We start from the raw sequence: 24,698 nt of genomic DNA, 5'->3' as shown, positions 1-24,698 counted from the left end.
GAGCCGGTCGCTGAGCCGGTCGCTGAGCCGGTCGCTGAGCCCGAGCCGATCCCCGAGCCCGAGCCGACCCCTGAGCCCGAGCCGGTCGCCGCCAAGCCCGTCAAGCCCGTCAAGCCCGTCAAGGTCGAGAAGCCGACCAAGGTCGACAAGCCGGTGACCCGGACGGTGAAGCCGGCGACCCCGGCCGTCGAGCCGGAGCCCGTCTCCGACCTCGACGTCGAGGACGCCGAGATCGCCGCCCTGGCGGCCCGTCAGGGACCGCTCCTGAGCCTCTATCAGTCGGCCGCGCTGACAGGTCTCGTCGTGGGCGCCGCGATGGTCGTGCTGACGTGGCTGTCGCTGCGCGGCTGCGAGGCCGTGCGTGGCACCGCCTCCTGTGGCGGTGGGCCGGGCTTCGTGCTGCTGGTCGCCACCTTCGCCCTGTGCGTGCTGTTGGGCAGCGCGCTGCTCAAGGCGTTCACGATCCCCGACCCGGGCAGCAGCAGCTTCCTCGCGGTCGGCCTGGTCGCCGTCATCGCGCTGCTGTTCTTGATCGACCTGCTCGACAGCTGGTCGATGCTGATCATCATCCCGCTGCTCAGCGTCGGCGGCTATCTCGCCTCGGTGTGGGTCACCAAAACCTTCGTCGAACCCGTCGACGACTCCTGACGCCCGATCCGACGAAGTGCGAGAGTTTCTCCCACGAAGTTCGAGGGTTTCTCACCCGAGGTACGGCGCTTTCTCGAACCTAGGGTGAGAAACCGCCGTACCTCGAGTGAGAAACAGGCGCACTTCGGGTGAGAAACCGGCGTACTTCGGCGTCAGCGGGAGGCGGCGACGATCTCCGCGATCTGCACCGTGTTGAGGGCAGCACCCTTGCGCAGGTTGTCGTTGGAGATGAAGAACGCCAGACCACGGTCACCGTCGACGCCCTCGTCAGTGCGGATCCGCCCGACGTACGACGGGTCCTTGCCGGCCGCCTTGCGCGGGGTGGGGATCTCCTCGAGCTGGACGCCGGGGGCATCCGCCAGCAGCTCGCGGGCCTTGTCCGGGGTGATCGCGGCGCCGAACTCGGCGTTGACGGCGAGCGAGTGGCCGCTGAACACCGGCACGCGCACGCAGATGCCCGACACCCGCAGGTCCGGGATGCCGAGGATCTTGCGCGACTCGTTGCGCAGCTTCTGCTCCTCGTCGGTCTCGTTGAGGCCGTCGTCGACGATCGAGCCGGCGAGCGGCAGCACGTTGTAGGCGATCGACTCGACGTAGGGGGCCGGGTCGCCGAGGGCGATGGCCTCGCCGTCGTAGGCGAGCGGGCGCGGGTCCGCGATCGCCTCGACGCCGGCGGCGAGCGCCTCGACACCGGCGACGCCGGAGCCGGAGACGGCCTGGTACGTCGACACGACCAGCCTCTCCAGGCCGGCAGCGTCGTGCAGCACCTTGAGGATCGGCATGGCCGCCATCGTCGTGCAGTTGGGGTTGGCGATGATCCCGCGACCGGCCTCGATCACGCCGCTCATCGCGTCGGGGTTGACCTCGGAGACCACCAGCGGGATCGCCGGATCCTTGCGGAAGGCCGAGGAGTTGTCGACGACGATCACGCCAGCGTCGACGAAGCGCTGCGCCTGCGCCCGCGACGTGGTGGCGCCGGCGGAGAACAGCGCGACGTCCAGACCGGAGGGGTCGGCGGACTCGACGTCCTCGACCACGATGTCCTTGCCCTGGAACGGCAGCACCTTGCCCGCGGAACGTGCGGAGGCGAAGAAGCGGACCTGCCCCGCGGGGAAGTCACGCTCCTCGAGGATCTGGCGCATGGCGACGCCGACCTGGCCGGTCGCGCCGACGATGCCGATGTTGACACTCATCGTCCGGTACCTCCATAGACGACGGCCTCGATCTCGTCGGAGCCGAGCTCGAAGGCCGCGTGGGCGGCGTTGACGGCCGCCTCGATCTGCGCCTCGGCCACCACGACCGAGACCCGGATCTCCGAGGTGGAGATCATCTCGATGTTGACGCCCGCCTCGGACAGGGCCTCGAAGAAGCGCGCGGAGATGCCGGGGGCCGAGCTCATGCCGGCGCCGACGATGGAGACCTTGCCGACGCTGTCGTCGTACTGCAGGCTCTCGAAGCCGATCCGCTCACGCACCCGGTCCAGCGCCGTCATGGCGGTCTGGCCCTCACCCTGCGGGAGGGTGAAGGAGATGTCGGTGAGACCGGTCTTCGCCTCGGAGATGTTCTGCACGATCATGTCGATGTTGATCTGCGCGTCGGCGACGGCGCGGAAGATCGCAGCGGCCTCGCCCGGCTTGTCCGGTACGCCGACCACGGTGATCTTGGCCTGGCTGCGGTCGTGGGCGACGCCGGTGATGATCGCGGCTTCCATGTGTGCTTCCTTCTCCTCAGAGACGACGCCTGCAACATCTGCGGCCTTGACGACCCAGGTGCCCTCCTTCTCGGAGAAGGAGGAGCGGACGTGGATGGGCATGTCGTAGCGGCGGGCGTACTCGACGCACCGCAGGTGCAGGATCTTGGCGCCCTGCGCGGCCATCTCCAGGGTCTCCTCGTAGGAGATCCGGGGGACCTTCCGGGCCCGCGGCTCGATGCGCGGGTCGGCGGTGAAGATGCCGTCGACGTCGGAGTAGATCTCGCAGACATCGGCCTTGAGCGCGACAGCGAGCGCGACCGCAGTGGTGTCCGAACCGCCGCGACCGAGCGTGGTGATGTCCTTGGTCGTCTGGGAGACGCCCTGGAAGCCGGCGACGATGGCGATCGCGTCCTCGCCGATCGCGGCCTCGATGCGGCCCGGCGTGACGTCGATGATCTTCGCCTTGCCGTGCTCGGCATCGGTGATGACGCCGGCCTGGGAGCCGGTGAACGAACGTGCCTCGTGGCCGAGGTTCTGGATCGCCATGGCCAGCACGGCCATCGAGATCCGCTCTCCAGCCGTGAGCAGCATGTCGAGCTCACGGGCCGGGGGCAGCGGAGAGACCTCGTTGGCCAGGTCGATCAGCTCGTCCGTCGTGTCGCCCATCGCCGAGACCACGACCACGACCTGGTGGCCGGCCTTCTTGGTGTTGACGATGCGCTGCGCGACGCGCTTGACGCCGGCTGCGTCGGCGACCGACGAGCCGCCGTACTTCTGCACGACAATGCCCACGAGGGCTCACTCCTGGCGGTTCGGGGGAAGGGACGGTGCCCCTGCGACCGCGGCCGCCGGGCCGTGGAGCCTGGCGACGCCAGGTCCGCGACCGATTCTACCGAGCGGCGCTACGCCTTTTCGCCGCCGTCCAGCACGGCGGACGCCACCTCGACCAGCTCCAGCTCCTGCGTGATGTCCAGGTCGACGTCGAGCCGATCATGGGCGACCACCGAGAGGAGCGCCTTCATCGACGAGCCGGCCAGCGCACCCCAGGACGAGACGTAGGAGAACTGCCACCACCACAGTGCCTCCTCGACGTCACCCGCCTCGTAGTGGCGCACGCCGATCGCGAGGTCCGCGGCGATGCTCGTGAGGTCGTCGGAGAGCAGACCCTCGACGACCTCGGGCTGATAGGGGTCGAACACATAGCTGTAGGTGTCGAGGTCGCCGAGCAGGCCGGCGAGCTGCAGCCGCAGCGCGTCGATGTCGTCGGGGTCGGGGCCGTCGTCGGGCTGGTACTCGTCGCGCGGCGCGAAGTCGCGTTGCACTCCCAGCCGGGCGCCCGTCAGCGCGATCTGGCTGATCTGGAGGAGCAGGAGGGAGACCGCCTGACCGCCGGTCGCCTCGGCCGCGACGACCCGGAGGCCGTCGAGGAACGACCGGACGGACGACGCGATGTCGTCGGCGAGACGCACGGTCTCGGTCTCGACCGCGATCAGCGCCTCGAGGGCGGCGAGCCCCGGGAGCTGCTGCTCGGTGGTGGTGTTGTCGCTCATGCTGCTCATGTCACTGGTCATGTCACTGGTCATGTTGCTGCTCATGTTGCTGCTCATGTTGCTGCTCATGTTGCTGTCTGCCTTCCCACGAATGCCCGACCCAGGGTGACCTCGTCGGCGTACTCCAGGTCTCCTCCCACCGGAAGTCCACTGGCCAAACGCGTCACGCGCAACCCCAGGGGCCCGAGCATCCGCGTGAGGTAGGTCGCCGTGGCCTCGCCCTCGAGGTTGGGATCGGTCGCCAGGATCACCTCGGTGACCGCCCCGTCGCCCAGCCGGGTGAGCAGCTCGCGGATGTGCAGTTGCTCCGGGCCGATGCCGTCGATCGGCGAGATGGCCCCGCCGAGGACGTGGTAGCGACCCCGGAACTCACGGGTCCGCTCGATCGCGACGACGTCCTTGTATTCCTCGACGACGCACAGCACGGACGGGTCGCGCCGCGGGTCACGGCAGATGCGGCACTGGTCGTCCTCGGCGACGTTGAAGCAGATGCTGCAGAACTTCACCTTGTCCTTGACCTCGAGCAGGACCTCGGCGAAGCGGCGTACGTCGGCGGGGTCGGCCTGCAACAGGTGGAACGCGATCCGCTGCGCGCTCTTCGGCCCGACGCCCGGGAGTCGGCCGAGCTCGTCGATGAGGTCCTGGACGACGCCTTCGTACATCAGAAGCCCAGTGGGCCGGGAGCCTGGCCAGGGCCGTCCACACCGGGCAGGCCCGGCATGCCACCGGCGAGCGGGCCCATGGCCTCCTCGGCGAGTGCGTCGACCTTCGCCCGGGCGTCGCGGAAGGCGGCCACCACCAGGTCGCCGAGATCCGACAGCGCCTCGGCGTCGGTGCCGTCGAGGGCCTCGGGGGTGATGGTGACGGCCGTCAGCTCGCCGGCGCCGGTCAGGCTGACGGAGACCGCGCCGCCCGCCACCGTGCCCTCGACCACCGTGTCGGCCAGGCGCTGCTGCGCGGCCTGGAGGTCGCTCTGCATCTGCTGGGCCTGCTGCATCAGGGCACCCAGGTCGAGGCCACCGAGGCCACCGCTGAGGGCGTCGAACGGGTTCTGGCTCATGGTCTGCTCGTCTCTGGTCGGTCTGCTGGGTCTGCTGGGTCCATCACGGTGGTGCGGGGCCACGGCATCAGCCGCGGGGGATCTCCTCGATCATCTGCGCCCCCAGCTCCCGGGCCAGGAGCTCGGCGCTGGACTCGGCGTCGACGTCGGCGTCGTCGAGGTCGACGTGGGCGTCCGGGTCCTCGGGCGGCGCCTCCACCTGTGCCTGCAGGTCCTCCATGCGGGGCCGTCGCGAAGGCGGCGGAGCCACCTCCGACTCGCTGGACGACGCGGTGCTCGAGGGCGGTCCCCCGGGCTCCACGTCCCACGGTGGGGCGTCATCGAAGCGAGGACCGCCGGAAGCCGGCTCGGACGTGGCCGCCGGCGTGGCGGCCTGGGGCGGACGGACCGTCTCGGGCCAGCCACCGGACTCGGGCGTGCTGCCCGCCTCGGACCGGCGTTGGGTCGGCTGGGTCGACTGCTGGGCCGGCTGCTGGGCCGGAGACGCGGCGGGTGCCGCCGCTCCCGGGTTGGCGGACGGATCGACGATCGCGTCGATCCGCACCTGGATGCCGATCTCGTCGATCACCGCCTGCTGCACGATCTCGACGTGGCCGCCCGACTCGAAGGAGCGGCGCGGGCCGTCGGCCTGGAAGCCGAGGCTGAGCACCCCCGAGTCAAACGCGACGACCTGGGAGTTCTGCGTCAGGTGGATCCAGGTGACCCGCTTGACGCCCTTGATCCGGTCGACGACGGAGGGCCACAGGCGCCGGATGTCGACCAACGTCAGGCCACCGGACGCCGTGGGCGAGGGAGCCTGAGCGGACGCAGGGACAGGGACAGGGCGTTCCTCGACGACGGGAGCGGGCTCGTCGCCGACCGCAGCGGGAGCCGGGGCCCTCTCCTCGACCACCGGGGCCGGCACGGGAGCGGGGGCAGCATCGCGTGGGGCCGGTTGCGGGGTCGGTTGCTGGGCCGCTTGCTGGGCCTCGTTGGCCACCGGCGCGGGACGCTCGACGCGCTCCGGGGCCGCACGCTCGGCGCGCGACGGCTCCGGACGGTCGGCCGCCGGCGCCGCCGCAGGCGCTGCGGGGGGCAGGGCCTCGGCCGACGTCGTACCGCTGATCGCGGCGCGGCGCTCCAGGCGGTCGAGTCGGGCGAGCACACCTTCGGTGGCGTGGTCGGCGGCGGGCAGGAGGATCCGCGCGCAGATCAGCTCCAACAGCAGCCGCGGCGCGGTCGCACCGCGCATGTCGGTGAGCCCGGCCGCGACGAGGTCGGCGGCGCGGGTCAGCTCCGCGCGGCCGAACGCCGTGGCCTGGGCGACCAGCCGGTCGGCCTGGTCGCCGGAGACGTCGAGCAGGCCGGAGGCCGCAGCATCGGGGACCGCGGAGATGATGACGAGGTCGCGCAGGCGGCGCAACAGGTCCTCGGTGAAGCGGCGCGGGTCCTGCCCGGTCTCGATGACCTTGTCGACGACACCGAAGACCGCCGAGCCGTCGCCCGCCGCGAACGCGGCGACGACGTCGTCGAGGAGGGTGTCGGGCGTGTAGCCGAGGAGCCCGCTGGCGAGGTCGTAGGTGACGCCCTGCGAGCCCGCTCCGCCGAGCAGCTGGTCGAGGACCGAGAGGGTGTCCCGCGCCGAGCCGGCGCCGGCTCGGACCACGAGCGGCAGGGCGGCCGCCTCGATCGCGACGCCCTCACGGTCGCAGAGCTCGGTGAGGTACGCCGTCAGCAGCCGCGGCGGGATCAGGCGGAACGGGTAGTGGTGGGTGCGCGAGCGGATGGTCGGGATGACCTTCTCCGGCTCGGTCGTGGCGAAGATGAAGCGCAGGTGCGGCGGCGGCTCCTCGACGAGCTTGAGCAGGGCGTTGAAGCCCTGCGTCGTCACCATGTGGGCCTCGTCGATGATGTAGACCTTGTAGCGGCTCTTCACGGGCGCGAAGAACGCCTTCTCACGCAAGTCGCGTGCGTCGTCGACGCCACCGTGGGAGGCGGCGTCGATCTCGATCACGTCGATCGACCCGGGGCCGTTGCGGGCCAGGTCGCGACAGCTGTCGCACTCGCCGCACGGGTCCGCGATCGGCGCCCGCTCGCAGTTGAGCGCGCGCGCGAGGATCCGGGCGCTCGTCGTCTTGCCACATCCGCGCGGACCGGAGAACAGGTAGGCGTGGTTGACCCGGTTGCCCGCGAGCGCGGCGCGCAACGGCTCGGTCACGTGCTCCTGCCCGATCACCTCGGCGAAGGTCTCGGGCCGGTAGCGGCGGTAGAGCGCGAGCGGTGAGTCCACCCCTGAACACTAACGAGCGGCCCCGACACCTGACAGCCCGCCTGCTGGCCGCGCGATCACGACGGTCCACGGTCCGGGTTCGGCGACCGGAGGACCGTCGTCTAGAGTGAGGCCAACCCCTCGTGCGGCGATATCTCGCCCAACTCCCCCAGGGCCGGAAGGCAGCAAGGGTAAGCGGGCTCTGTCGGGTGCGCGAGGGGCCTTTTCTTTTTCCCAGCCCGCTGCGCTTTGCCCTCAGCGCTCGATGCGCCACCGCACGGACGCGTCGAGCGTGCAGGGCTGCATGGTCAGTCCCGTCCCGGCCGCAACGTCCGCGACGCCGAGGCACAGACCGCCACGGTCGAGCCGGAACGAGAAGCCGCCTGCCGGGTTGGCGCGCACCTGCCACCGCTGGTTGTCCTGGGTGCCGCAGCCCCAGGTGCCGACCTCGCCGCCGGCCGTCGCGTCGTAGGCGTCGAAGCAGCGACCGGTGAGGGCACTCACGACCTGATGGGCCAGGACGGCCCGCTTCACGAACGTGACCTGCGTGGCCGTGCCGCCCTCGGCGCGCGTCGAGAGCCCGGTGGAGCCGGTCGCACCGTCCGGGACCCCGGCCAGCAGCCCCGAGGTGACCTGCCGCAGCGCCACCTGACCGGTCGGCGGAACGACGTACGGCCAGGCGACGGCGGGCGGCGGCGTGACGTCCCAGCTCTGCGCCAGCAGCAGGCGGCAGGGGACGTGGACCAAGCGCGCGCCGGCGGCCATCGAGGCGCCGGCCGGCATCAAGCAGGTGCCGCGGGCCATGTTGACGACGGCGGATCCGACCACCGGGTGCTCCACGACGCGGAACCGCTGGGCGAGACCGGTGCCACAGCGCCGGAACTCCGTCCGGCCGCGCGTCACCGCCGTCAGGCAGCCGGCGCCGGCCTGCCGCACCGTGTAGGCACCGCCGGCGCGCCGCAGCGCCAGGGCCGCGAGCTGACCGCTGCGCGTCCGCTGCACCGGCGCACTGCCGTCGCCCACGCCCGCCCACAGCCCCGACTGGGTGTTGCGGACGGCGTAGTCGCGCCCCGGGAGCGGCGCCTCGACCGGCCAGCTGCCGACCGGGCCGGGTGTCGGCGCGGGGGCGACCTGGAACAGGGCCACGCCGGTCGCCGTTCGTCCGGTCTCGTCGACGGCGACGTAGCGGACGAAGTCGGTCGTCGGGGACGCGACGGCCGGTGGCGTGTAGGTGACGACGCTCCCGGCCTGGCTGACGCGACCCCCCAGGTGGCTGCGGGCATCGACGCGGCGCAACCGGACGGCGTCGGTGTTGGCGTCGTGGTCGTTGCGGGTCGGCCGGAAGGAGAAGGGCGTGCCCGACGTCTGGTGGCGGACCAGGTCGAGGGCGGCGTACGGCGGCAGGGGCACCAGCGACTCCCTCACCCACGGCAGCTGACCACGCACCCGGTCGCGCTGGTCGAGGATCGCGCGCAGCTCGGTGCCGTCGAAGCGGTGGAACTGGTTGCCCGACTCGATGGTGGCGCCCTCGGGGCCGTTGGTGTGGTTGTCGCGGGCTCCCCAGTTGTGACCGAGCTCGTGCCGGGTGACGACCCACGGGGTGCCGGTGCCGCCGTTGGAGGAGATGGCCGAGGGACCGGTGATGGTGCCGACCCAGGCGACGCCACCACCGCCCGGCGAGCCCTGCCAGACCACGATCGCGTCCACCCCGGCGTCGGCCTGCGCGGCAGCCCAGTCGTCGCGGGCGTCGGCGAGCACGTCGTCGTAGGCCCCATAGGGCTCGGCGGTGGCGGAGCTGCGGATGACGACCCGGCCGGTGGCCGGGCGCAGCCTGGCGTTGGTCTCGTAGACGAGCCGCAGAGCGATCGTCGAGAACTCGACGGCGTCGAGCGCCCGGTCCACCGAGCCCCCGATGGTCGGGCCGGTGAACCACCGGTGCGCGAGGTCGTAGCCGATGTCCCAGCGCCGCGTCACGGGAGTGATCCGGCCCGGGAGCAGGGTGACGTTGCGGCTGGCGTCGGCCGCGTCCGGCCACCGGAAGGTCGTCGGCTGGGTCATGCCGCGGGTGCCGACGACGGCGCCGTCGACGACGTGCCACGTGCCGCCGCGGTCGAAGACCACGAGTCCCTCGAACTTCCCGTCCGAGCGGAGGATCCCGCCGGCGACGAGCCCGGAGCGTCCGTCGACGGTCCCGAGGTAGCTGCGCTGGGCCGGAGCCGCGGCCGTGGCGAAGGACCCCGAGTCTCCCTGCACGAGCACGCGGAAGCCCGGCGTACGCGTCCTGACGAGCTGCAGCCGCAGCCGCAGCACCTGGCCCTCGTGCCGGACGACGTGCACCAGGGTCGCCGGCGCCACCGCCTTCACGCCCGCGGTCTCCGCGACCGGTCCGCCGGTCCGGGCAGCGGACGCGTGCCCGCCCTCCGTCGCCAGCAGGCTCCCCGCCGCCAACACCGTCCCCAGCACCACCACGAGCACGCCACGCAGCCAGCTGACCATGATGACCCTCCCCGATCCTCCGTCGCTGCCTGGAGTGTGCCGCGCGGGCGGGGCGACTGTCGAGGACGAGCACGATTTCCGGCCCCCCGCCGGCTGCCGGTAGCCTCCTCCGCGGAGGTATCGCCTAGTGGCCTATGGCGCACGGCTGGAATCCGTGTTGGGTTAATAGCCCTCGGGGGTTCGAATCCCCCTACCTCCGCCGGACGAACGGCGTCGACGACAGTCGGCGCCGTTCGCTTTTCACCGCCAGCTCATCGCCGGCGGCGCGCCAGGACCGGGCGCAGGATCAGCAGGACGGCGAGGGCACCGCCACCGCCCAGCCCCCACCAGATCGCGCGCTCACGAGTCGGGGCGAGGACGTCGGCGCGGGCCCGGGGGGCGTCGGCCGGCCGGGCGGTGGTGTCCTCGTCGCGATCGCTGCGCCCGGTGGACGGGACCCGCTCCAGGGCTTCGAGGGCCTGCACCACCCCGTGGCCGACGAGCGGGCTCGCCCCCAGGGTGTTGCCGCTCGCCGTGGTGACGAGACGAGCCCGGATGCGCGTGGCCGACTCGTCGCCGTTGGCCGACCACACGAGCGCCGCGATGCCGGCGACCTGGGCGGCCGCCCAGTGCGACGACACACTCGTGACCCGGCACCAGCCCCCGTTGAGACCGCGAGACACCGCGCCCGTCCCCGGGGCGGCGACGTCGATGGCGGAGCTGCGCAGCACCGAGCCGAGCGCGCCGTCGGTCGACGCACCGACGGCCAGGGTCCGGTCGTCCGCCGCGGGCCAGACGTCGCGGGCGGCGTCCTCGCCCGGCTCCGCCTCCCCGGAGTACGACGGCAGGAAGCCGGACTCCGGCGCGGGCCGGTCTCCCCCGGCCGCGACGACGAGCACGCCGGTGCGGACGAGCCGGTCGACGGCGGACTCGAGGGCGGTGCTGTGGGCGACCTCGATCGGCACCAGCACGATGGTGCGCGGCGGGAGCCGGCCCGCGGAGCGGTCGTCGGCGACGCCGCGGAGGGCGGTGGCGAGACCGTCGGAGGTCGGCGTCACGCCGTCGTCCGAGCCGCGGGGGTGGGTGTAGAACGTGCGACCCTCGACCGTCGCGGCGGGCGCGATCCCGACCTCGACGCCGGGGTCGTCCTGGTCGGGTCCGGCGATGATGCCGGCCGCCGTGAGGCCGTGGGCGTAGTCGAGCGTCGAAGGCCCGCTGCCGTCGTGGCCGGTGATGCCGGAGTCGACGACGACGATCCGGACGCCCTCGCCCGGGCCGATGCCGCGGCGGGCCAGCAGCGCCGTCGCCTCTCCGACGTGGAGAGCGTCGTTGGCGTCGTTGACGCCCTCGACCTTGCGCTCCTCGGTCTCGGTCTGCACGTTGTCGCAATCGGGGTCGTCGGCAGCGGCGGCGGACGGGGCCGCGGGGACGGCGACGAGCGTCAACGCGGCGAGGAGGAGCGCCGACGCGCCCCGCCCAGCCCAGCCGATCACCCGCACGAGGACTCCGTGGGTGCCTGGTCGCGGATGGCCGGTGGACAGAGCGCCGCGAGGATCGACAGCTCGGGCCCGGGCTTGAACAGCTCGCCCCACGTGTCGGGGACGACGACGGCGGGGACGTCCGTGTAGCCCAGCTGTCCCAGCTCGGCCTCGCCGGCGATCGGGTAGATCTGGCCGCGGTCGTCGACCAGCTGGACGCTGCCGCCGCTGTCGCTGGCCCAGCCCGCGGTGCGGACGAGCGCGCCTCGCCCGGAGAGGACGGACACCTCCCGGTCGCCCTCCTCGACCGCGTCGGCCATGCCGCCGCCGTCGGGGACCCGGGCGAGCTGCACGGCCGGCTCCTCGCCCTCCTCGGTCACCAGCACGCCGCAGACCTGGTCGGAGGCCGACGGCGAGCCGGCGAGCACCTCCTCGGGCCAGTGCGCGTCGGCGTACGGCTTGCCGGTGGCGAACTGGAAGTCGGCGTCGTCGGCGTCGAGCTCCCGCGGCAGGCGCGGGCCGAGGGAGGTGTGGCGCAGCACCTCTGCGGCAAAGGGGCTGAGCTCGCGCATGCCGTCGGCCGTGATGACGTAGGGCCTGCCGGACTCGAGGTAGAGGTCGCCGATGAGTGCGCCCGGGGCTCCCGGGAGGCCGGCCGGATCACCCAGCCCACTGATGCCGAGACCGCGCCCGTCGAGCGACCCGCCGACGGGGAAGAGGTCGAGCCACGCCTCGGGCACCGTGATCAGGTCGTTGAGCGAGATCCCCAGCGCCGGCAGCAGCCCGTCGTTGCCGGGGTCGAGGCGATAGCTGTAGGCACGCCGTGGCAGTCCGGGGGCGTCGGCCTCGGCGATCAGGAAGGTCCCCCGGCCGGCGCGCACCACGAACCCCTGGTCGGGAGCGGCCTCGACCGCCGGGTCGTCGCTGATCTCGGTCAGCATCCCCTGGCCCGTGGCGGTGCACGAGACCCACCCCGAGTTGACCAGCTCTCCCGCGGTCGGCACGGTCGTCGGGGCGTCGAGGATGCCGATCGACGGTCCCTCACGCTGCTCGGCGAGCTTGTCGTCGGGGACGCTCTTGGTCTCGACATCGGCGCCGAGGATGAGCTGCGCCGACGTGACGTTGATGACGGGCCGCAGGGTCGGTCCGGGCAGGGTGCCGTCGGGCAGGATCACGTAGAGCGCGCCGTGGTCGTCGGTGACCAGGCCCGGCTCCTTCCAGTCCACCGGCTCGCGCTTCGTGAGCGCGCCCGCGACGGCCGCCCCGGCGACCAGCAGGACGGCGAGCGCGATGCCGCCGATGATCATCCGGCCCGGGCGAGCAGGCTCGACCTCCCGGCCGCCCGGCGCGCCGGACACGAACGCGGTGACCAGCCGCCGCCGGCTGAACGAGTACGCCTCGACGAGGTCCTTCTTGGTGGCCATCGATCGCTTCCAGCTCAGCCCAGCGCGTCACGGACGTGGTCGAACAGGCCGGTCGCGACGACGAGCAGCGGCAGCAGCGCCAGCAGGGCGGCCGACTCCAGGACGTCGCCGAGGCGGCCTCGGCGCACCGACGGCGCGGACGGCGTGAGGGTCGCGACCATCAGCACGGCGCCGGCGACGGCGAGCACGACGGCGAGCGTCGGACGCCAGTCAGGGTGCAGCGCCAGCGCCGACAGGGCAGCCACGAGCAGTCCGCCGATGCCGGAGCAGAGCCCGACCAGCACCTCGGTGCCGGTGCGGTACTGCCGGGTGCGGAGCATGACGATCAGGCAGGCCACCACGGCCAGCAGCGTGCCGGAGACGCCGAGCCCGACGGCGAACGGCGTCAGCAGCACCAGCAACAGGCCGACCGTCCCGGTGATGGCGAGGAGGATCTCGTGCGCCAGCCGCGCGTCGGCGGCGACCCGCGCGGGATCGATGTCGTCGGGGTCGGCGGTGATGTCCTGCGAGGAGTAGAGCTGGTCGATCCGCGTCGACGTCGCCCCGAGCGCCAGCCACGGGAAGATGCTGCCGACGAGGACCACGAGCGCCAGCAGGACCGTCAGGAGCACGGCCGGGGCCAGCCCGTCGCCGTCGGCCGAGCGGAGGTGGAGCCCGACGCCGAGGGCAATGGCGCCCACGACGGCCGGTGGGAACGCGAGGGTCCGCCCCGGGCCGAGGCCGATGACGCAGACGAGTCCCGCCAGCAGCGTGCCCGCGCCGGCGGCGACCAGGAGGTCGGCGAAGACCAGCGGACTGGGCGCGAACATGACGCCGGCGACGGCAGCGAAGCCGGCGCCCAGCCAGGCGACACCGACGGCGGCGTCGGTCTCGCCCTGCGCCCGCGAGAGGGTGACGGCGCCGGCGACGAGCGCGACCGCCACCATCACCGCCGCCACCGCCGCGAAGCCGGAGCCCCGCTGCACCAGGAGTGCGGCGGCGCCGAGCACGAAGAAGAGAGCGGCTGCCATCAGCGCCGTACGACGCCCGGTGGCCGGACGCCACGGCGTGAGGTCGTGCTCGACGACGTCGGTCATCGCCTCGACGACGTCGTCGTAGACCCGCGGGACGGGGTCGTCGACGCCCGCGGTCACGGTGAGCAGTCCGCCGTCCTCGACGCCCTGCAGGACCAGTCCGGTGTCGAGGGCGAGCCGGCGACCGTCGGCGGTGCCGATCCGGTAGCCGCCGTGGACCGTGGCCGGGTCGAGCAGCCCGACGCTGCGCGCCAGCTCCGGCAGGAGCTCCGCGAGCGGCACCGCACCCGGCAGCACCAGGTCGACCCGGCGGGTGCCGGAGGTGACGGTGACCCGCACGAGGCCCGAGGCGACCGCACCGGGGGCGCGACCTGCGGCTGACGTCATCTGCTCCACCTTCCCGAGACCCGGGGAGGCTCCCGGGATCCACATCGTGGCACGGACTCCCGCGCCGGCACGACCTGCACACGACCTGCGCGCGGAAGAGGGACCGACGCGTGGCGTCGGCCCCTCTCGAGCTCGTCGTGACCTTGCTGCCGCGTCTACCGGAAGCGGGCCGCTCCGCGCCTGTCGGCGGCCATGTAGTCGGCGTTGGACTCGTAGACGGTGCTGTGGGTGCGGTCGAGCAGGTCGCGCAGCTCCTGCATCGCCCAGTCCCAGGCGGCCTTCGACTCCGTGTAGGCGTCGCGCTGGTCGCCGCTCCAGGTCGCCACCTTGGGGGCGATGTCCTGCTCGAGGGCGTTGAGGCTGCCATCCATCTTCTTGACGGTCTCGTACATGTTGGCGGCGGCGGCGTCGAGCGCGGTGTGGTTGACGCGCAGTCCGTCGAGGGCGCCGTAGTCAGGTCCGGTCATCGTGCTGTCTCCTCGTTGTCTGAGTGGGTCAGGGGGTGGTCAGGGCTGGTCAGGGTCGGGTCACTGGGCGCCGAGGCGGTTGAGCAGCGACACCATGCCCGAGCCGGCGGCCTCGTCGACGGCCTCGTTGTCGCGCTCGGTCTCGGTCAGGGACGCGTGGAAGCGGTCCAGCGCCGTGATGACGACCTTGTGCTTCTCCAGCCACGCCTGCTTGAGGTTGTTGAACGACAGTCCACCCGACCCCTGCCACTTGGTGGCGAGCTCGGCGAGCTGGTCGTCCATGGTCGCGGAGTGCTGGGCGAACTCCTGCTTGGCCTGCACGACGCGCTCAGCGATCTCCTTGAGCGCGCCCTTCGCCTGGCCGAACTCGATGTTCGAACCGGTCATTGTCTGCTCCTTGGGGTTGAACGGGGTTGGTCAGAAGGCGGGAACGACACAGCAGTCCCGCTTCAGAGATGGACACATCCGAGTGGCTCCCGAGACATTCCAAAGAGCCGACGCGATTCGTGCTACCCCCACTGGCGCAGGGGCTAAACATCAGCCCGTGACTTCCCACAGATGACGGAAGAATCCGACCGCGACGACGAGGGATCCGACGGCGAAGGCGCCACACAGGGCCTCACCGATCTCGGCACGACGCGACCACCAGGCCGAGCGCCAGCCGCGGCCGACCAGGACCGCCACCAGCACCAGCAGGGCCGCCAGGGCGAGCGCGACGATCGCGACCGTTCGGACCCATCCCGGGGATGTGCCGGCGCCACCGGGCCCGGCGATGCCCAGGACCACGACAGCGACCCACGCGAGCGCGACCACGCCGGCGAGCCGGAGCAACCGGCGCGCGACGACGTGGCGGTAGCTGCGCGCCGCCAGCAGCAGCGCGGCGCCGCCGAAGCCGACCAGGCATCGCGCGCCCGTCCGGTCGAGCGGGAGGTCGGCCGACCAGAGCAGCAGCGGGGCTGTCACGAGGACCACGACCAGGATCGCGGCGGCCGCGGCGCGCACCAGCCGGGCACCGCTCGCCGCCACGCCGGCCACCGCGCGCTCGGGGACCACGATCCGGCCACGGCGCCCGGTCGGGCGCTCGCGAGCCGACCAGGCCGTCACGGCGAGGCGCTCGAGATCGAGGAGGTACTGGTCGGGGACGTCGACGGCGTACGTCGGCACGAACCGTGCCGCGAGGACGGCCAGGAGCAGCAGGACCGACCACACGACCTGCGGCGCGGCGTTGGCGAGCGTCCCGATCCCGGCCACGACGAACCAGGCCGCGCCGACACAGATCCACACCCGCAGGCCCTCATCGGCACCGCCGGCGCGCTCGACCCCCTCCGCGAGCACGACAGGGTCCGCGAGGGCGCGGCCGACAGCGGCCGTCACCGACGACGCGAGCGCCATCGTCCCGATGACCATCGGCAGCCGCTCGGGCGTCGGGTCCCAGACCAGGGCGAGGGCGGCCGCTGCCGCGAGCGCCGGCGCCGCGAGGACCCGCTGCGCGGCGAGCGCACCGAACGGCAGGCACCCGACGAGCGCCGCCACCAGCAGCGCGACCACGGCCGGCCACCGCTCGTCGTCGGGCAGCTGCGCCGCCGACCAGCCGGCCGCCAGGCCGGCGGCGGCGGCCAGTGTCAGCCAGATCGCCGAACCGGTCGACGCACGCAGTCCGTCAGGAGCGCGGCCGCCACCCGCGCGGCCCCTCCCTGGTCCTGGCGGCGCGGGACGCGAGGTCGGCTCGACGGCGACCAGGACGGTGCCCGACGTGATGCCGGCGTCGGCCAGCACGGTCGAGAGCTGGAGCGGCTCGCCCATCCGGCTGACGAACGGCAGGGGCGCGGCGAGGCCGACCTCGGCGGCGTACGCCTGCGCGACGTCGGCGAGGGTCGCCGCCGACGGGACGGTCAGGTCGAGGACGCCCGCGGGCCCGTGGACCGTGAGCGCCAGCGCCGCGCCGGTCGAGGCGGTCCGCGACGGCGTGCGCGACCTCGCTCCCGACATCGAACCTCCCGAGATGGATGAGTGGATCGTGATTCGTGACCCTGACGGCAGGGTAGCCCTGACCCTCGTGCGTCCCTACCCACCTGTTGCGCGGCCCTATCATCGGGGCCTGGGAGACACTCCCTCTTCGATGTTCGGGCATCCACGACAGGGGCAAGCGTGACCGTCACCCAACCCAGTCCACGCGGCAAGCCACCCGGCCGACCGCCGGCGCGGCCGGCGCCTGCGCCCGGCAGCCTGACCCAGCGGGCCGGGCGCGGCGAGCGGCCCCAGATGCCGGGCGGGCAGCTGCAGGTGCAGCCGCCGCCACAGCTGCAGCCCAGCGAGGGCGCCGCCGGCGTCGCGATGAACGCGATCCCGATGCTCGGCAGTCTCGGCTCGATCGTCCTCGTCGCCGGACTCGGTGGCGACCGGGGCAACCAGGCGCTGCGTTTCATCGCGGCCGGCATGTTCCTCTTCGCGACGATCGGCTTCATCATCGTCCAGATCGACCGGCAGCGTAAGCAGCGCCAGCAGCAGGTGACCGGCTCGCGCACCGAGTACCTGCGCTACCTCTCCACCGTCCGCAAGGTCGCGCGCGACGCCGCGACCCAGCAGCGACGTGCCCTCACCTGGTCGCACCCCGTGCCGACGGCGCTTCCGGCGATCGCCGAGGACCGGTCCCGGGTCTGGGAGCGGTCCGCGGCCGACGAGGCGTTCCTGCAGGTGCGCTACGGCACCTGCGCCCAGCCCCTCGCCCTCGAGCTGCTCCCGCCGGAGGGCGCGCCCGTCGACGAGGTCGACCCCGCCTCCGCCTCGGCGCTGCACCGGCTGCTGGTCGTCCACCGCCTCCAGCCGGACCTGCCGGCCTCGATCGACCTGCGCGCCTTCGACCGGATCGAGATCTGCGGCGCGGAGGAGGAGGTGCGCTCGATGGCCCGCGCGCTGCTCTGCTCCGCGGCGACCTTCCAGTCCCCGGAGAACCTGCAGATCGCCGTGCTCGCCACCGACGCCACCCTCGCCCACTGGGACTGGGTGAAGTGGCTGCCGCAGGCCCACAGCCAGCACCACAACGATGCCGTCGGCCCCTCGCGGATGGTGACGACCTCGCTCACCGACCTGGCCGCGATGCTGCCACCCGACCTCAGCGAGCGGCCGCGGTTCGGCGCCGACGAGCGGCCCGCGATCCCGCACATCATCGTCGTCAACGACGGCGCCGAGCTGCCGCCCGGCAACCACGTCATCCCGCCCGACGGGCTCCACGGCGTCACCGTCATCGACCTCCCCACGCGGTGGGGCGAGCTCGACTCCCCCACGGCGCTGCGCCTCGAGCTCGAGGACCCTGCCGCGCCCACCAGCTCGATCGACCGGTACGACGAGGACGGGGTGCCCCTGGTCGCCGTACGACTGCGGACGGAGGCGGTGCGTGCGCGGGGCGACCAGTGCAGCGTCGCGACGGCCGAGGCGCTCGCGCGACGACTCACGCCGCTCTACACCCCCAGCGCCGGGGCCTCGGTCGGCGACGACAGCAACGCCGACCTCAGCGGGCCCACCGACTTCATGGACCTCCTCGGGCTGGGCGAGGTGCACACCTTCGACCCCGACGTGGCGTGGCGGACGCGACCGGCCCGTGACCGGCTGCGCGTCCCGATCGGCGTGACCGACGGCTCGGCACCGATGCACCTGGACATCAAGGAGTCCGCCCAGCAGGGCATGGGCCCGCACGGCCTGGTGATCGGCGCGACGGGCTCCGGCAAGTCGGAGTTCCTCCGGACGCTGGTGCTCGGTCTCGCGATGACCCACTCCCCCGAGCAGCTCAACATGGTGCTCGTCGACTTCAAGGGGGGCGCGACGTTCGCGGGGATGTCGGAGATGCCGCACGTCTCCGCCGTGATCACCAACCTCTCGCAGGACCTCACCCTCGTCGACCGCATGCAGGACGCGCTGTCGGGGGAGATGGTGCGCCGCCAGGAGCTGCTGCGCGAGGCCGGCAACTTCGCCTCGATCCGCGACTACGAGAAGGCCCGGACCTCGGGCGACCCGGCGTCGTCCGGGCTGGCTCCGCTGCCGTCGCTCTTCATCGTCGTCGACGAGTTCTCCGAGATGCTGTCGGCGAAGCCGGAGTTCATCGACCTGTTCGTCGCCATCGGCCGGCTCGGTCGCTCACTCGGCCTGCACCTCCTCCTCGCGTCGCAGCGGCTCGAGGAGGGGCGGCTGCGTGGCCTGGAGTCCCACCTGTCCTACCGGATCGGCCTGCGGACCTTCAGCGCACAGGAGTCGCGCGCGGTGCTGGGTGTCCCGGACGCCTACGAGCTCCCGGCGGTCCCCGGCCTCGGCTACCTCAAGCCGGACCCCACGCAGCTGACCCGCTTCAAGGCGGCCTACGTCTCGGGCCCGCCACAGAGCCAGCGGCGTCGGATCACGCGGGACAGCGGCGGCAAGGTCCGCGGGATCCTGCCGTTCACGATCTCGGAGGTGCAGACCTTCGACCCGGAGCCGGACGAGGAGCGCGAGGAGCAGCGGCCCGCGCCGCGCGAGGACGGCGCCTCGCTGCTCGACATCGCCGTCGGGCGGATGGACGGCCGTGGCCCGGAGGCGCACCAGGTGTGGCTGCCGCCGCTCGACGCACCCGACACGCTCGACCAGCTGATGCCCGACCTCGCCCCGCACCCGGAGCTGGGCCTGGTGTCGGCCGAGTGGCGCCGGCTCGGCAACCTGACTGTCCCGATCGGCACCGTGGACCGGCCCCGCGAGCAGCGTCGCGACACCCTGACGGTCAGCCTCAGCGGCGCCGCCGGCCACGTCGCGGTCGTCGGCGGACCGCGCAGCGGCAAGAGCACGCTGCTGCGCACCATCGTCACCAGCCTGTCGCTGACGACGACGCCGCTCGAGTCGCAGTTCTTCGTCCTCGACTTCGGCGGCGGCACCTTCGCCCCGCTGGCGGCGCTGCCCCACGTGTCCGGCGTCGGCACCCGCTCCGAGCCCGAGGTCGTACGACGGATCCTCGCGGAGGTCAAGGGCGTCGTCGACCGTCGCGAGGCGTACTTCCGCCAGCACGGCATCGACTCGATCGAGACCTACCGCAGTCGCCGGGCCCAGGGCCGCGCCGACGACGGCTACGGCGACGTCTTCCTCGTCATCGACGGCTGGGGCACCCTGCGCTCCGACTTCGACGACCTCGAGCTGGAGATCCAGCAGCTCGCGACCCGCGGCCTCACCTTCGGGTTGCACATCGTCACGGCCGCGACCCGGTGGCCGGACTTCCGGGCCGCGATGCGCGACCTGCTCGGCACCCGCCTCGAGCTGCGGCTCGGTGATCCGATCGACTCCGAGATCGACCGCAAGGTCGCGGCGCTGGTGCCGGTCAACCGCCCGGGGCGCGGCATGGTGCCCGGCAAGCTCCACTTCCTCGCGGCCCTGCCCCGCACCGACGGCGAAGCCTCGGCCACGAGCCTCGGCGACGGCGTGGACGCGATGATCACCGCCGTCAGCAAGGCCTGGCGCGGCCCGCAGGGGCCGAAGCTGCGCCTGCTGCCCGACCGCATCTCGCTCACCGACGTGCGCGAGCTCGCTGGGGAGAGCACGTCGCGGTCCCTGCTGCTGGGCATCCACGAGAAGGAGCTCGCGCCGGTCCCGCTCGACGTCGACGCGGAGCCGCACCTGCTCGCCTTCGGCGACGGCAAGTCCGGCAAGTCCACGCTGCTGCGCAGCTACTGCCAGGAGATCATGCGCACCCGCACGCCGGCGGAGGCCCAGATCGTCCTCGTCGACTACCGGCGATCGCTGCTCGGCGAGGTGCCGGAGGACTACCTGCTCAACTACCTGACCGCGGCCAACCAGGCCCAGCCGGCGCTGGCCGACCTGGCGACGTACCTGCAGAACCGGATCCCCGGACCCGACGTCACCCCCGAGCAGCTGCGCAACCGCTCGTGGTGGCAGGGCGCCGAGGTGTTCGTGGTCGTCGACGACTACGACCTGGTCGCCACCCAGCAGAGCTCACCGATCGCGCTGCTGCAGCCGCTGATGGCACAGGCCAGGGACGTCGGCCTGCACATCGCGATCGCGCGGCGCTCGGGCGGCGCGTCACGAGCGCTCTACGAGCCGGTCATCCAGTCGATGCGCGACCTGGCGATGCCCGGGATCCTGCTGTCGGGCAGTCGCGACGAGGGCGCGCTCATCGGCAACCTGCGCGCCGGCCCGGCCCAGCCCGGCCGGGCCCGGGTCGTCACGCGGGACCGGGGCGCGGAGGCCGTGCAGCTGGCGTGGTCGGATCCGGCGCTGTAGGCCACGAAGTGGGAGGACTCGGGGCTCGAAGTGGGAGGACGCGGCCTTGGCTGCCACCTCGGCACGCATGGAGTCCCACCTCGGCACGCACGGAGTGCCACTTCGCGGGGCTCAGGTTCCCACCTCGTGGGGTCGGGGCGAGGCGATGAGGGCGGCGAGGCCGGTGGTGACGGGGACGGCGAGGACCAGGCCGATGGACGTCACGAGCGTGCGGACGACCTCCTCGGCCAGCTGCTCGGTCGAGAGCAGGTCGATGAGCGGGCGGTCATAGACCCGCAGCACCATCAGCAGGATCAGCGCAGTCCCGACGTAGGCGAAGACGATCGTGTAGATCGTCGAGGCGATGTGGTCGCGCCCGATCCGCATGGCCCGGTTGAAGATCTCCGTGCGGGAGGCGCCGGGACTGGCGGCGCGCAGCTCCCACACCGCCGAGGCCTGCGTGATGGTGACGTCGTTGAGCACGCCGAGGCCGGCGATCACCAGCGCGCAGCCGAGCAGCGCCTGGAAGTCCAGCTCGCCGAAGGTCGCCAGGATGGCGCCGGCCTCGTCGCTGATCCCGGTCAGGTGGGCGTTGCCGATCGCGATCACCCCGAGCCCGGCGGTCAGCAGGATGCCGAGCAGCGTGCCGGCCAGCGCGGTGCTGGTGCGCAGTGAGAAACCGTGGGTCGTGTAGAGGACGACGAACATGATCATCGAGGCGCCGGTCAGCGCGACCCCGACCCCGGGGGCGCCGTCGAGCAGCGCCGGCAGGACCCACCACCAGATCACCAGCCCGCCGAACGCCAGGCCGAAGAGCGCGAAGAGCCCACGCCAGCGGGCGATCGCGACCACCACGATGACGAAGAACAGCAGGAGCCAGAGCATGGTGCCGTCGCGGTCGGTCGCGAAATAGGAGTACGACGCCTCCGCGCCGTCGACCGCATCGGGGGTCGGGGTGCGGAGCAGCTCCACCTGGTCGCCCTCCGCGACCCCCGAGTCGAGCACCTCGGGCGGCACCGCGACCTGGACGGTCAGGTCCTCGCCCTCGACCTCCACCTCGAGGGTGCTGCAGCCGGATCCGTCGGGCAGGCCCTTGCCCGGGCAGCGCGGGGCAACGGAGACGACCTCGCCGCTCGGGAAGGTCACGCCGTCGGCGGCGAACTGGGCGGCGGGCCCTCCGCTCTCGGCGGCCTGGTCGGCGACGTCGCCCGGCGGCCACCACACGACCAGGCCGACCAGCGTCGCGACGAGCGCCACGCCGAGCCCGGCCAGGAGCGCGACGCGGGCGGTGGCGCCGACCTCGATCCGGTCGATGCCGCTCGTCGCTCGATGTGCATGTCCGCCGCCCACTCGGGCCTCCTTCGTCGCCGTCCGGGTCGAGGTGATGTCCCGGGGCGACGCTATCGGGCGGGTCTCACCAGCTCGACTTCGTGATCCCCGGCAGCTCGCCGCGGTGGGCCATCTCGCGGAACCGGATCCGCGAGAGCCCCGCCTTGCGGAGATGGCCGCGGGGCCGGCCGTCGACCTGGTCGCGGTTGCGCAGACGCACCGGCGAGGAGTCGCGCGGCAACCGCGCGAGCGCCCGCAGCGCCTCGGCCAGCTCGTCCGAGCCGGGCTCGGCACGCCGGATCCGCTCCTTGAGCACGGCGCGACGCCCGGCGTACCGCTCGACCGTGGCGCGCCTCCGCGCCTCGGCCGCGATCTTGCTCCGCTTGGCCATTAGGCCGCGCCTCCCCATCCCGTGGCGGCGCCGAGCGCCGCCCAGGCGGCACGCTCGCCGCGTTGCCACCGCTCAAAAGACGACCCGGTCTGTGGTCGCGGCGGCGCCTTGCGATCGCACCACCTGGACGACGTCGGCATCCGCCGAGGATGGGGAGACACGACCTCAGCGCTCCTCCCTGAACTCGACATGGCGCCGAACGACGGGGTCGTACTTGCGCAGGGTCAGCCGGTCCGGGTCGTTGCGACGGTTCTTCCGGGTGACGTAGGTGTGGCCGGTGCCAGCGGTGGAACGGAGCTTGACGATCGGCCGCACGTCGGAGCCCTTGCCCGATCGACTCGCCATCAGAGCCTGACCCCGCGGGCGCGCAGGTCGGCGACGACGGACTCGATGCCGCGCTGGTCGACGGTCTTGATGCCGCGGGCGCTGATGCGGAGCGCGACGTGGCGGCCGAGCGACGGCACCCAGTAGCGCTTGCGCTGGATGTTGACGTCGAAGCGGCGGCGCGTACGCCGGTGCGAGTGGGACACGTTGTTGCCGAATGCCGGCCGCGTGCCGGTCACCTGACAGACCTGGGACATGGGGTTCCTCCTCGGTGGGTCCGTGTGTCATGATTGAGAACGATTCTCATTCTAAACGTGAAGGGCAACCGATGAAGCAGGGCATCCATCCCGACTACGGACCCGTCGCCTTCCGCGACCGCGCCACGGGCGAGATCGTGCTCACCCGCTCGACGCTCGTGGGACGCGCGGGCGAGGCGAGGGTCGAGGTCGACGGCACGACCTATCCGGTGGTCGACGTCGACGTCAGTGTCCACAGCCACCCGTTCTGGACCGGTCAGGGGCGCGTGATCGACAGCGAGGGTCGCGTCGAGGCGTTCGAGCGGCGCTACGGCCGCGACCGGGGAGGCCGGTCCTGATGCGCGTCCCCGTCGTCCTCCTCACCGGCGTCGATCCCGACGCGATGGCCGCGACCATGGTCGGCCTGCAGTTCGACCTGCCCGACGCGGTCGCCGTCCGCCATCACATCGACCCCGAGCGCGGCGTGCTCAGCCGCACCGTCAGCGACCTGACGGGCGTGGTGGAGACCCACGAGGTGCTGCTCGAGCACGCCTGCGTGAGCTGCGCGATCCGCGAGGACATCGTGCCCACGCTCGAGCGGCTCGCCCGCGACGGACGCTGGCGCAGCATCGTCGCCCATCTCCCGGTCGGCGCCGAGGCCGGCCACCTGTGCTCGGTCCTCACGTGGGACACCCGGCTGGCCCGCTTCCTGCGGGTCGCCTCGGTCGTCACTGCCCTCGGCACGCGGCACCCCGTCCGCGACCTGCTCGGCGACGACCTGCTCGCCGACCGCGGCCACCACTGCGCACCGGATGACCGGCGGGGCGTGGGCGAGGTGCTCGCCGCGATGGTGGAGTACGCCGACCTGATCACCTTCGACAGTCCCGACGGCAGCCGCGTGGACCCGGTCGCGAGCGGCCTGGTCCAGGCCCTCGCCCGTCCCGGCGTCTCCGTGACCGAGGGCGGTCACGGCGTCGACGGCGACGTCCTCCTCGGCCACCTGCACCAGCACGGCCGCACGGACGCGTGGACCAGTCCGACCCGCTCCGACGCACTGCCGGACCCGCACGCCGAGGGCATCTGGCGGCTGGACCTGCAGGCCCTGCAGCCCTTCCACCCCGGCCGGCTTCTCGAGTCGCTGGAGCTCCTCGGTGCCGGCACCCACCGCTCCCGCGGCTGCTTCTGGCTGCCGACCCGTCCCGGTCGGGCGGTCGAGTGGGACGGCGCCGGCGGTCAGCTGAGCATCGGTGACCACGCCTCCTGGGGCCGCCGGACGCCCTTCACCCGCATCGTCATCACCGGCGTCGGGGTGGCCCCCGCCCACCTGCGCGAGGCCTTCGACGGCCTGCTGCTCGCCGAGCACGAGACCGGCTCCTGGAGCCTCAGCGAGGACGGCTTCGAGCCCTGGCTCGGCCCGATCCGGGAGGTGGCCTGAATGGCGGTCCCGAAACGTCGTACGTCGCGCAGCAACACGCGCCACCGCCGCTCGCAGTGGCGCGCCACCGCACCGGACCTGGTGCCGATCACCGTCGACGGCGTCGAGCACCGCGTGCCACGCCGCCTGGTCGCCGCCGTCCAGCGAGGCCTCGTCGATCCCACCACCGGAAGGAGGACCCGATGAAGGTCCGCAACTCGCTCCGCTCGCTCAAGAAGCAGCCCGGCGCCCAGGTCGTCCGCCGCCGCGGACGCACCTACGTCATCAACAAGCAGAACCCGCGGATGAAGGCCCGACAGGGCTGACGGC

At 72.7% G+C, this 24,698-nt stretch carries 23 protein-coding genes, 1 tRNA gene and 1 other RNA gene; 8 read left to right on the top strand and 17 right to left on the bottom strand.

Annotated elements, in window-relative coordinates; genetic code table 11:
- A partial coding sequence (locus E9934_RS10900) for a hypothetical protein (protein WP_202977266.1) occupies positions 1-648 on the top strand: 648 nt, incomplete at its 5' end.
- Between the two features lie 152 nt (positions 649-800).
- Here the strand turns inward: E9934_RS10900 and E9934_RS10895 are convergent.
- The 6 genes from E9934_RS10895 to E9934_RS10870 form a co-directional block, all read right to left on the bottom strand.
- Positions 801-1,841 (bottom strand): aspartate-semialdehyde dehydrogenase, encoded by a 1,041-nt coding sequence (locus tag E9934_RS10895; RefSeq protein WP_136562925.1) that lies wholly within the window; start codon positions 1,839-1,841, stop codon positions 801-803.
- Positions 1,838-3,133: an aspartate kinase gene (locus E9934_RS10890; RefSeq protein ID WP_193556896.1), complete on the bottom strand. Its 1,296-nt coding sequence runs from the start codon at positions 3,131-3,133 to the stop codon at positions 1,838-1,840. The genes E9934_RS10895 and E9934_RS10890 overlap by 4 nt, the downstream gene beginning before the upstream one ends.
- Positions 3,134-3,243: 110 nt before the next feature.
- On the bottom strand, positions 3,244-3,948 hold the full coding sequence (locus E9934_RS10885) for a DUF5063 domain-containing protein (protein ID WP_238694896.1): 705 nt from the start codon (positions 3,946-3,948) through the stop codon (positions 3,244-3,246).
- Positions 3,949-3,956: 8 nt separating this feature from the next.
- Complete coding sequence (gene recR / locus E9934_RS10880) at positions 3,957-4,553, bottom strand: recombination mediator RecR (protein WP_136562923.1); 597 nt, start codon at positions 4,551-4,553, stop codon at positions 3,957-3,959.
- Positions 4,553-4,951 (bottom strand): YbaB/EbfC family nucleoid-associated protein, encoded by a 399-nt coding sequence (locus E9934_RS10875; protein ID WP_136562922.1) that lies wholly within the window; start codon positions 4,949-4,951, stop codon positions 4,553-4,555. Before E9934_RS10875 ends, recR begins: the two co-directional genes overlap by 1 nt.
- A gap of 67 nt (positions 4,952-5,018) precedes the next feature.
- Positions 5,019-7,220, bottom strand: a complete 2,202-nt coding sequence (locus E9934_RS10870; protein WP_136562921.1) for a DNA polymerase III subunit gamma and tau — start codon at positions 7,218-7,220, stop codon at positions 5,019-5,021.
- A 114-nt stretch (positions 7,221-7,334) separates the two neighbouring features.
- Here E9934_RS10870 and ffs point away from each other — a divergent pair.
- An RNA gene (ffs, locus tag E9934_RS10865) (signal recognition particle sRNA small type) lies at positions 7,335-7,425 on the top strand.
- A 29-nt stretch (positions 7,426-7,454) separates the two neighbouring features.
- Here the strand turns inward: ffs and E9934_RS10860 are convergent.
- Positions 7,455-9,695, bottom strand: coding sequence for an RICIN domain-containing protein (locus E9934_RS10860; RefSeq protein WP_136562920.1), 2,241 nt, complete (start codon positions 9,693-9,695; stop codon positions 7,455-7,457).
- Positions 9,696-9,808: 113 nt separating this feature from the next.
- Here E9934_RS10860 and E9934_RS10855 point away from each other — a divergent pair.
- Positions 9,809-9,894 (top strand) — tRNA-Ser (locus E9934_RS10855).
- A 52-nt stretch (positions 9,895-9,946) separates the two neighbouring features.
- Here E9934_RS10855 and E9934_RS10850 read toward each other — a convergent pair.
- From E9934_RS10850 to E9934_RS10825, 6 genes are all read right to left on the bottom strand, one after another.
- Positions 9,947-11,167, bottom strand: coding sequence for a S8 family serine peptidase (locus tag E9934_RS10850; protein ID WP_158294983.1), 1,221 nt, complete (start codon positions 11,165-11,167; stop codon positions 9,947-9,949).
- The gene (gene eccB, locus E9934_RS10845) at positions 11,164-12,576 is read right to left on the bottom strand and encodes a type VII secretion protein EccB (RefSeq protein ID WP_136562918.1); all 1,413 of its coding nucleotides are present in this window, start codon (positions 12,574-12,576) and stop codon (positions 11,164-11,166) included. Before eccB ends, E9934_RS10850 begins: the two co-directional genes overlap by 4 nt.
- A gap of 14 nt (positions 12,577-12,590) precedes the next feature.
- Positions 12,591-13,976 (bottom strand): type VII secretion integral membrane protein EccD, encoded by a 1,386-nt coding sequence (eccD, locus tag E9934_RS10840; RefSeq protein ID WP_136562917.1) that lies wholly within the window; start codon positions 13,974-13,976, stop codon positions 12,591-12,593.
- A 155-nt stretch (positions 13,977-14,131) separates the two neighbouring features.
- A complete protein-coding gene (locus E9934_RS10835) occupies positions 14,132-14,443 on the bottom strand; it encodes a WXG100 family type VII secretion target (protein ID WP_136562916.1) in 312 nt (103 codons plus the stop codon).
- 60 nt (positions 14,444-14,503) lie between these two features.
- Entirely contained in the window at positions 14,504-14,830 is a 327-nt protein-coding gene (locus E9934_RS10830) for a WXG100 family type VII secretion target (protein WP_136562915.1), read from the bottom strand.
- Between the two features lie 150 nt (positions 14,831-14,980).
- The gene (locus E9934_RS10825; RefSeq protein WP_136562914.1) at positions 14,981-16,432 is read right to left on the bottom strand and encodes a ubiquitin family protein; all 1,452 of its coding nucleotides are present in this window, start codon (positions 16,430-16,432) and stop codon (positions 14,981-14,983) included.
- A 159-nt stretch (positions 16,433-16,591) separates the two neighbouring features.
- On the opposite strand from E9934_RS10825, the gene eccCa reads away from it, so the two are divergent.
- On the top strand, positions 16,592-20,695 hold the full coding sequence (gene eccCa / locus E9934_RS10820; RefSeq protein WP_238694895.1) for a type VII secretion protein EccCa: 4,104 nt from the start codon (positions 16,592-16,594) through the stop codon (positions 20,693-20,695).
- Positions 20,696-20,806: 111 nt separating this feature from the next.
- Here eccCa and E9934_RS10815 read toward each other — a convergent pair whose 3' ends face one another.
- The 4 genes from E9934_RS10815 to rpmB all read right to left on the bottom strand — a co-directional run bounded on the left by E9934_RS10815 (position 20,807) and on the right by rpmB (position 22,975).
- Positions 20,807-22,024, bottom strand: a complete 1,218-nt coding sequence (locus tag E9934_RS10815) for a YibE/F family protein (RefSeq protein ID WP_238694894.1) — start codon at positions 22,022-22,024, stop codon at positions 20,807-20,809.
- Between the two features lie 64 nt (positions 22,025-22,088).
- The gene (gene rpsN, locus E9934_RS10810; RefSeq protein ID WP_136562913.1) at positions 22,089-22,394 is read right to left on the bottom strand and encodes a 30S ribosomal protein S14; all 306 of its coding nucleotides are present in this window, start codon (positions 22,392-22,394) and stop codon (positions 22,089-22,091) included.
- Between the two features lie 165 nt (positions 22,395-22,559).
- On the bottom strand, positions 22,560-22,739 hold the full coding sequence (gene rpmG / locus E9934_RS10805; protein WP_136562912.1) for a 50S ribosomal protein L33: 180 nt from the start codon (positions 22,737-22,739) through the stop codon (positions 22,560-22,562).
- On the bottom strand, positions 22,739-22,975 hold the full coding sequence (rpmB, locus tag E9934_RS10800; protein WP_136562911.1) for a 50S ribosomal protein L28: 237 nt from the start codon (positions 22,973-22,975) through the stop codon (positions 22,739-22,741). The genes rpmG and rpmB overlap by 1 nt, the downstream gene beginning before the upstream one ends.
- A 71-nt stretch (positions 22,976-23,046) precedes the next feature.
- On the opposite strand from rpmB, the gene E9934_RS10795 reads away from it, so the two are divergent.
- The 4 genes from E9934_RS10795 to ykgO are packed head-to-tail and all read left to right on the top strand — an operon-like array spanning position 23,047 to position 24,694.
- Positions 23,047-23,313 (top strand): type B 50S ribosomal protein L31, encoded by a 267-nt coding sequence (locus E9934_RS10795; RefSeq protein ID WP_136562910.1) that lies wholly within the window; start codon positions 23,047-23,049, stop codon positions 23,311-23,313.
- Positions 23,313-24,389 carry a CobW family GTP-binding protein gene (locus tag E9934_RS10790; protein WP_136562909.1) on the top strand — a complete coding sequence of 359 codons (1,077 nt, stop codon included), beginning with the start codon at positions 23,313-23,315 and terminating at the stop codon, positions 24,387-24,389. The genes E9934_RS10795 and E9934_RS10790 overlap by 1 nt, the downstream gene beginning before the upstream one ends.
- Entirely contained in the window at positions 24,390-24,575 is a 186-nt protein-coding gene (rpmF, locus tag E9934_RS10785) for a 50S ribosomal protein L32 (protein WP_136562908.1), read from the top strand. It abuts the gene before it with no gap.
- The gene (gene ykgO / locus E9934_RS10780; protein WP_038676430.1) at positions 24,572-24,694 is read left to right on the top strand and encodes a type B 50S ribosomal protein L36; all 123 of its coding nucleotides are present in this window, start codon (positions 24,572-24,574) and stop codon (positions 24,692-24,694) included. The genes rpmF and ykgO overlap by 4 nt, the downstream gene beginning before the upstream one ends.
- Positions 24,695-24,698 lie beyond the last annotated feature (4 nt).

It is taken from the genome of Nocardioides caeni (assembly GCF_004912195.1).
In the GTDB taxonomy this organism is placed as follows: domain Bacteria; phylum Actinomycetota; class Actinomycetes; order Propionibacteriales; family Nocardioidaceae; genus Nocardioides; species Nocardioides caeni.
The sequence above is the reverse complement of the archived record's forward strand: the minus strand, read 5'-3'. Positions and strand labels throughout refer to the sequence as shown.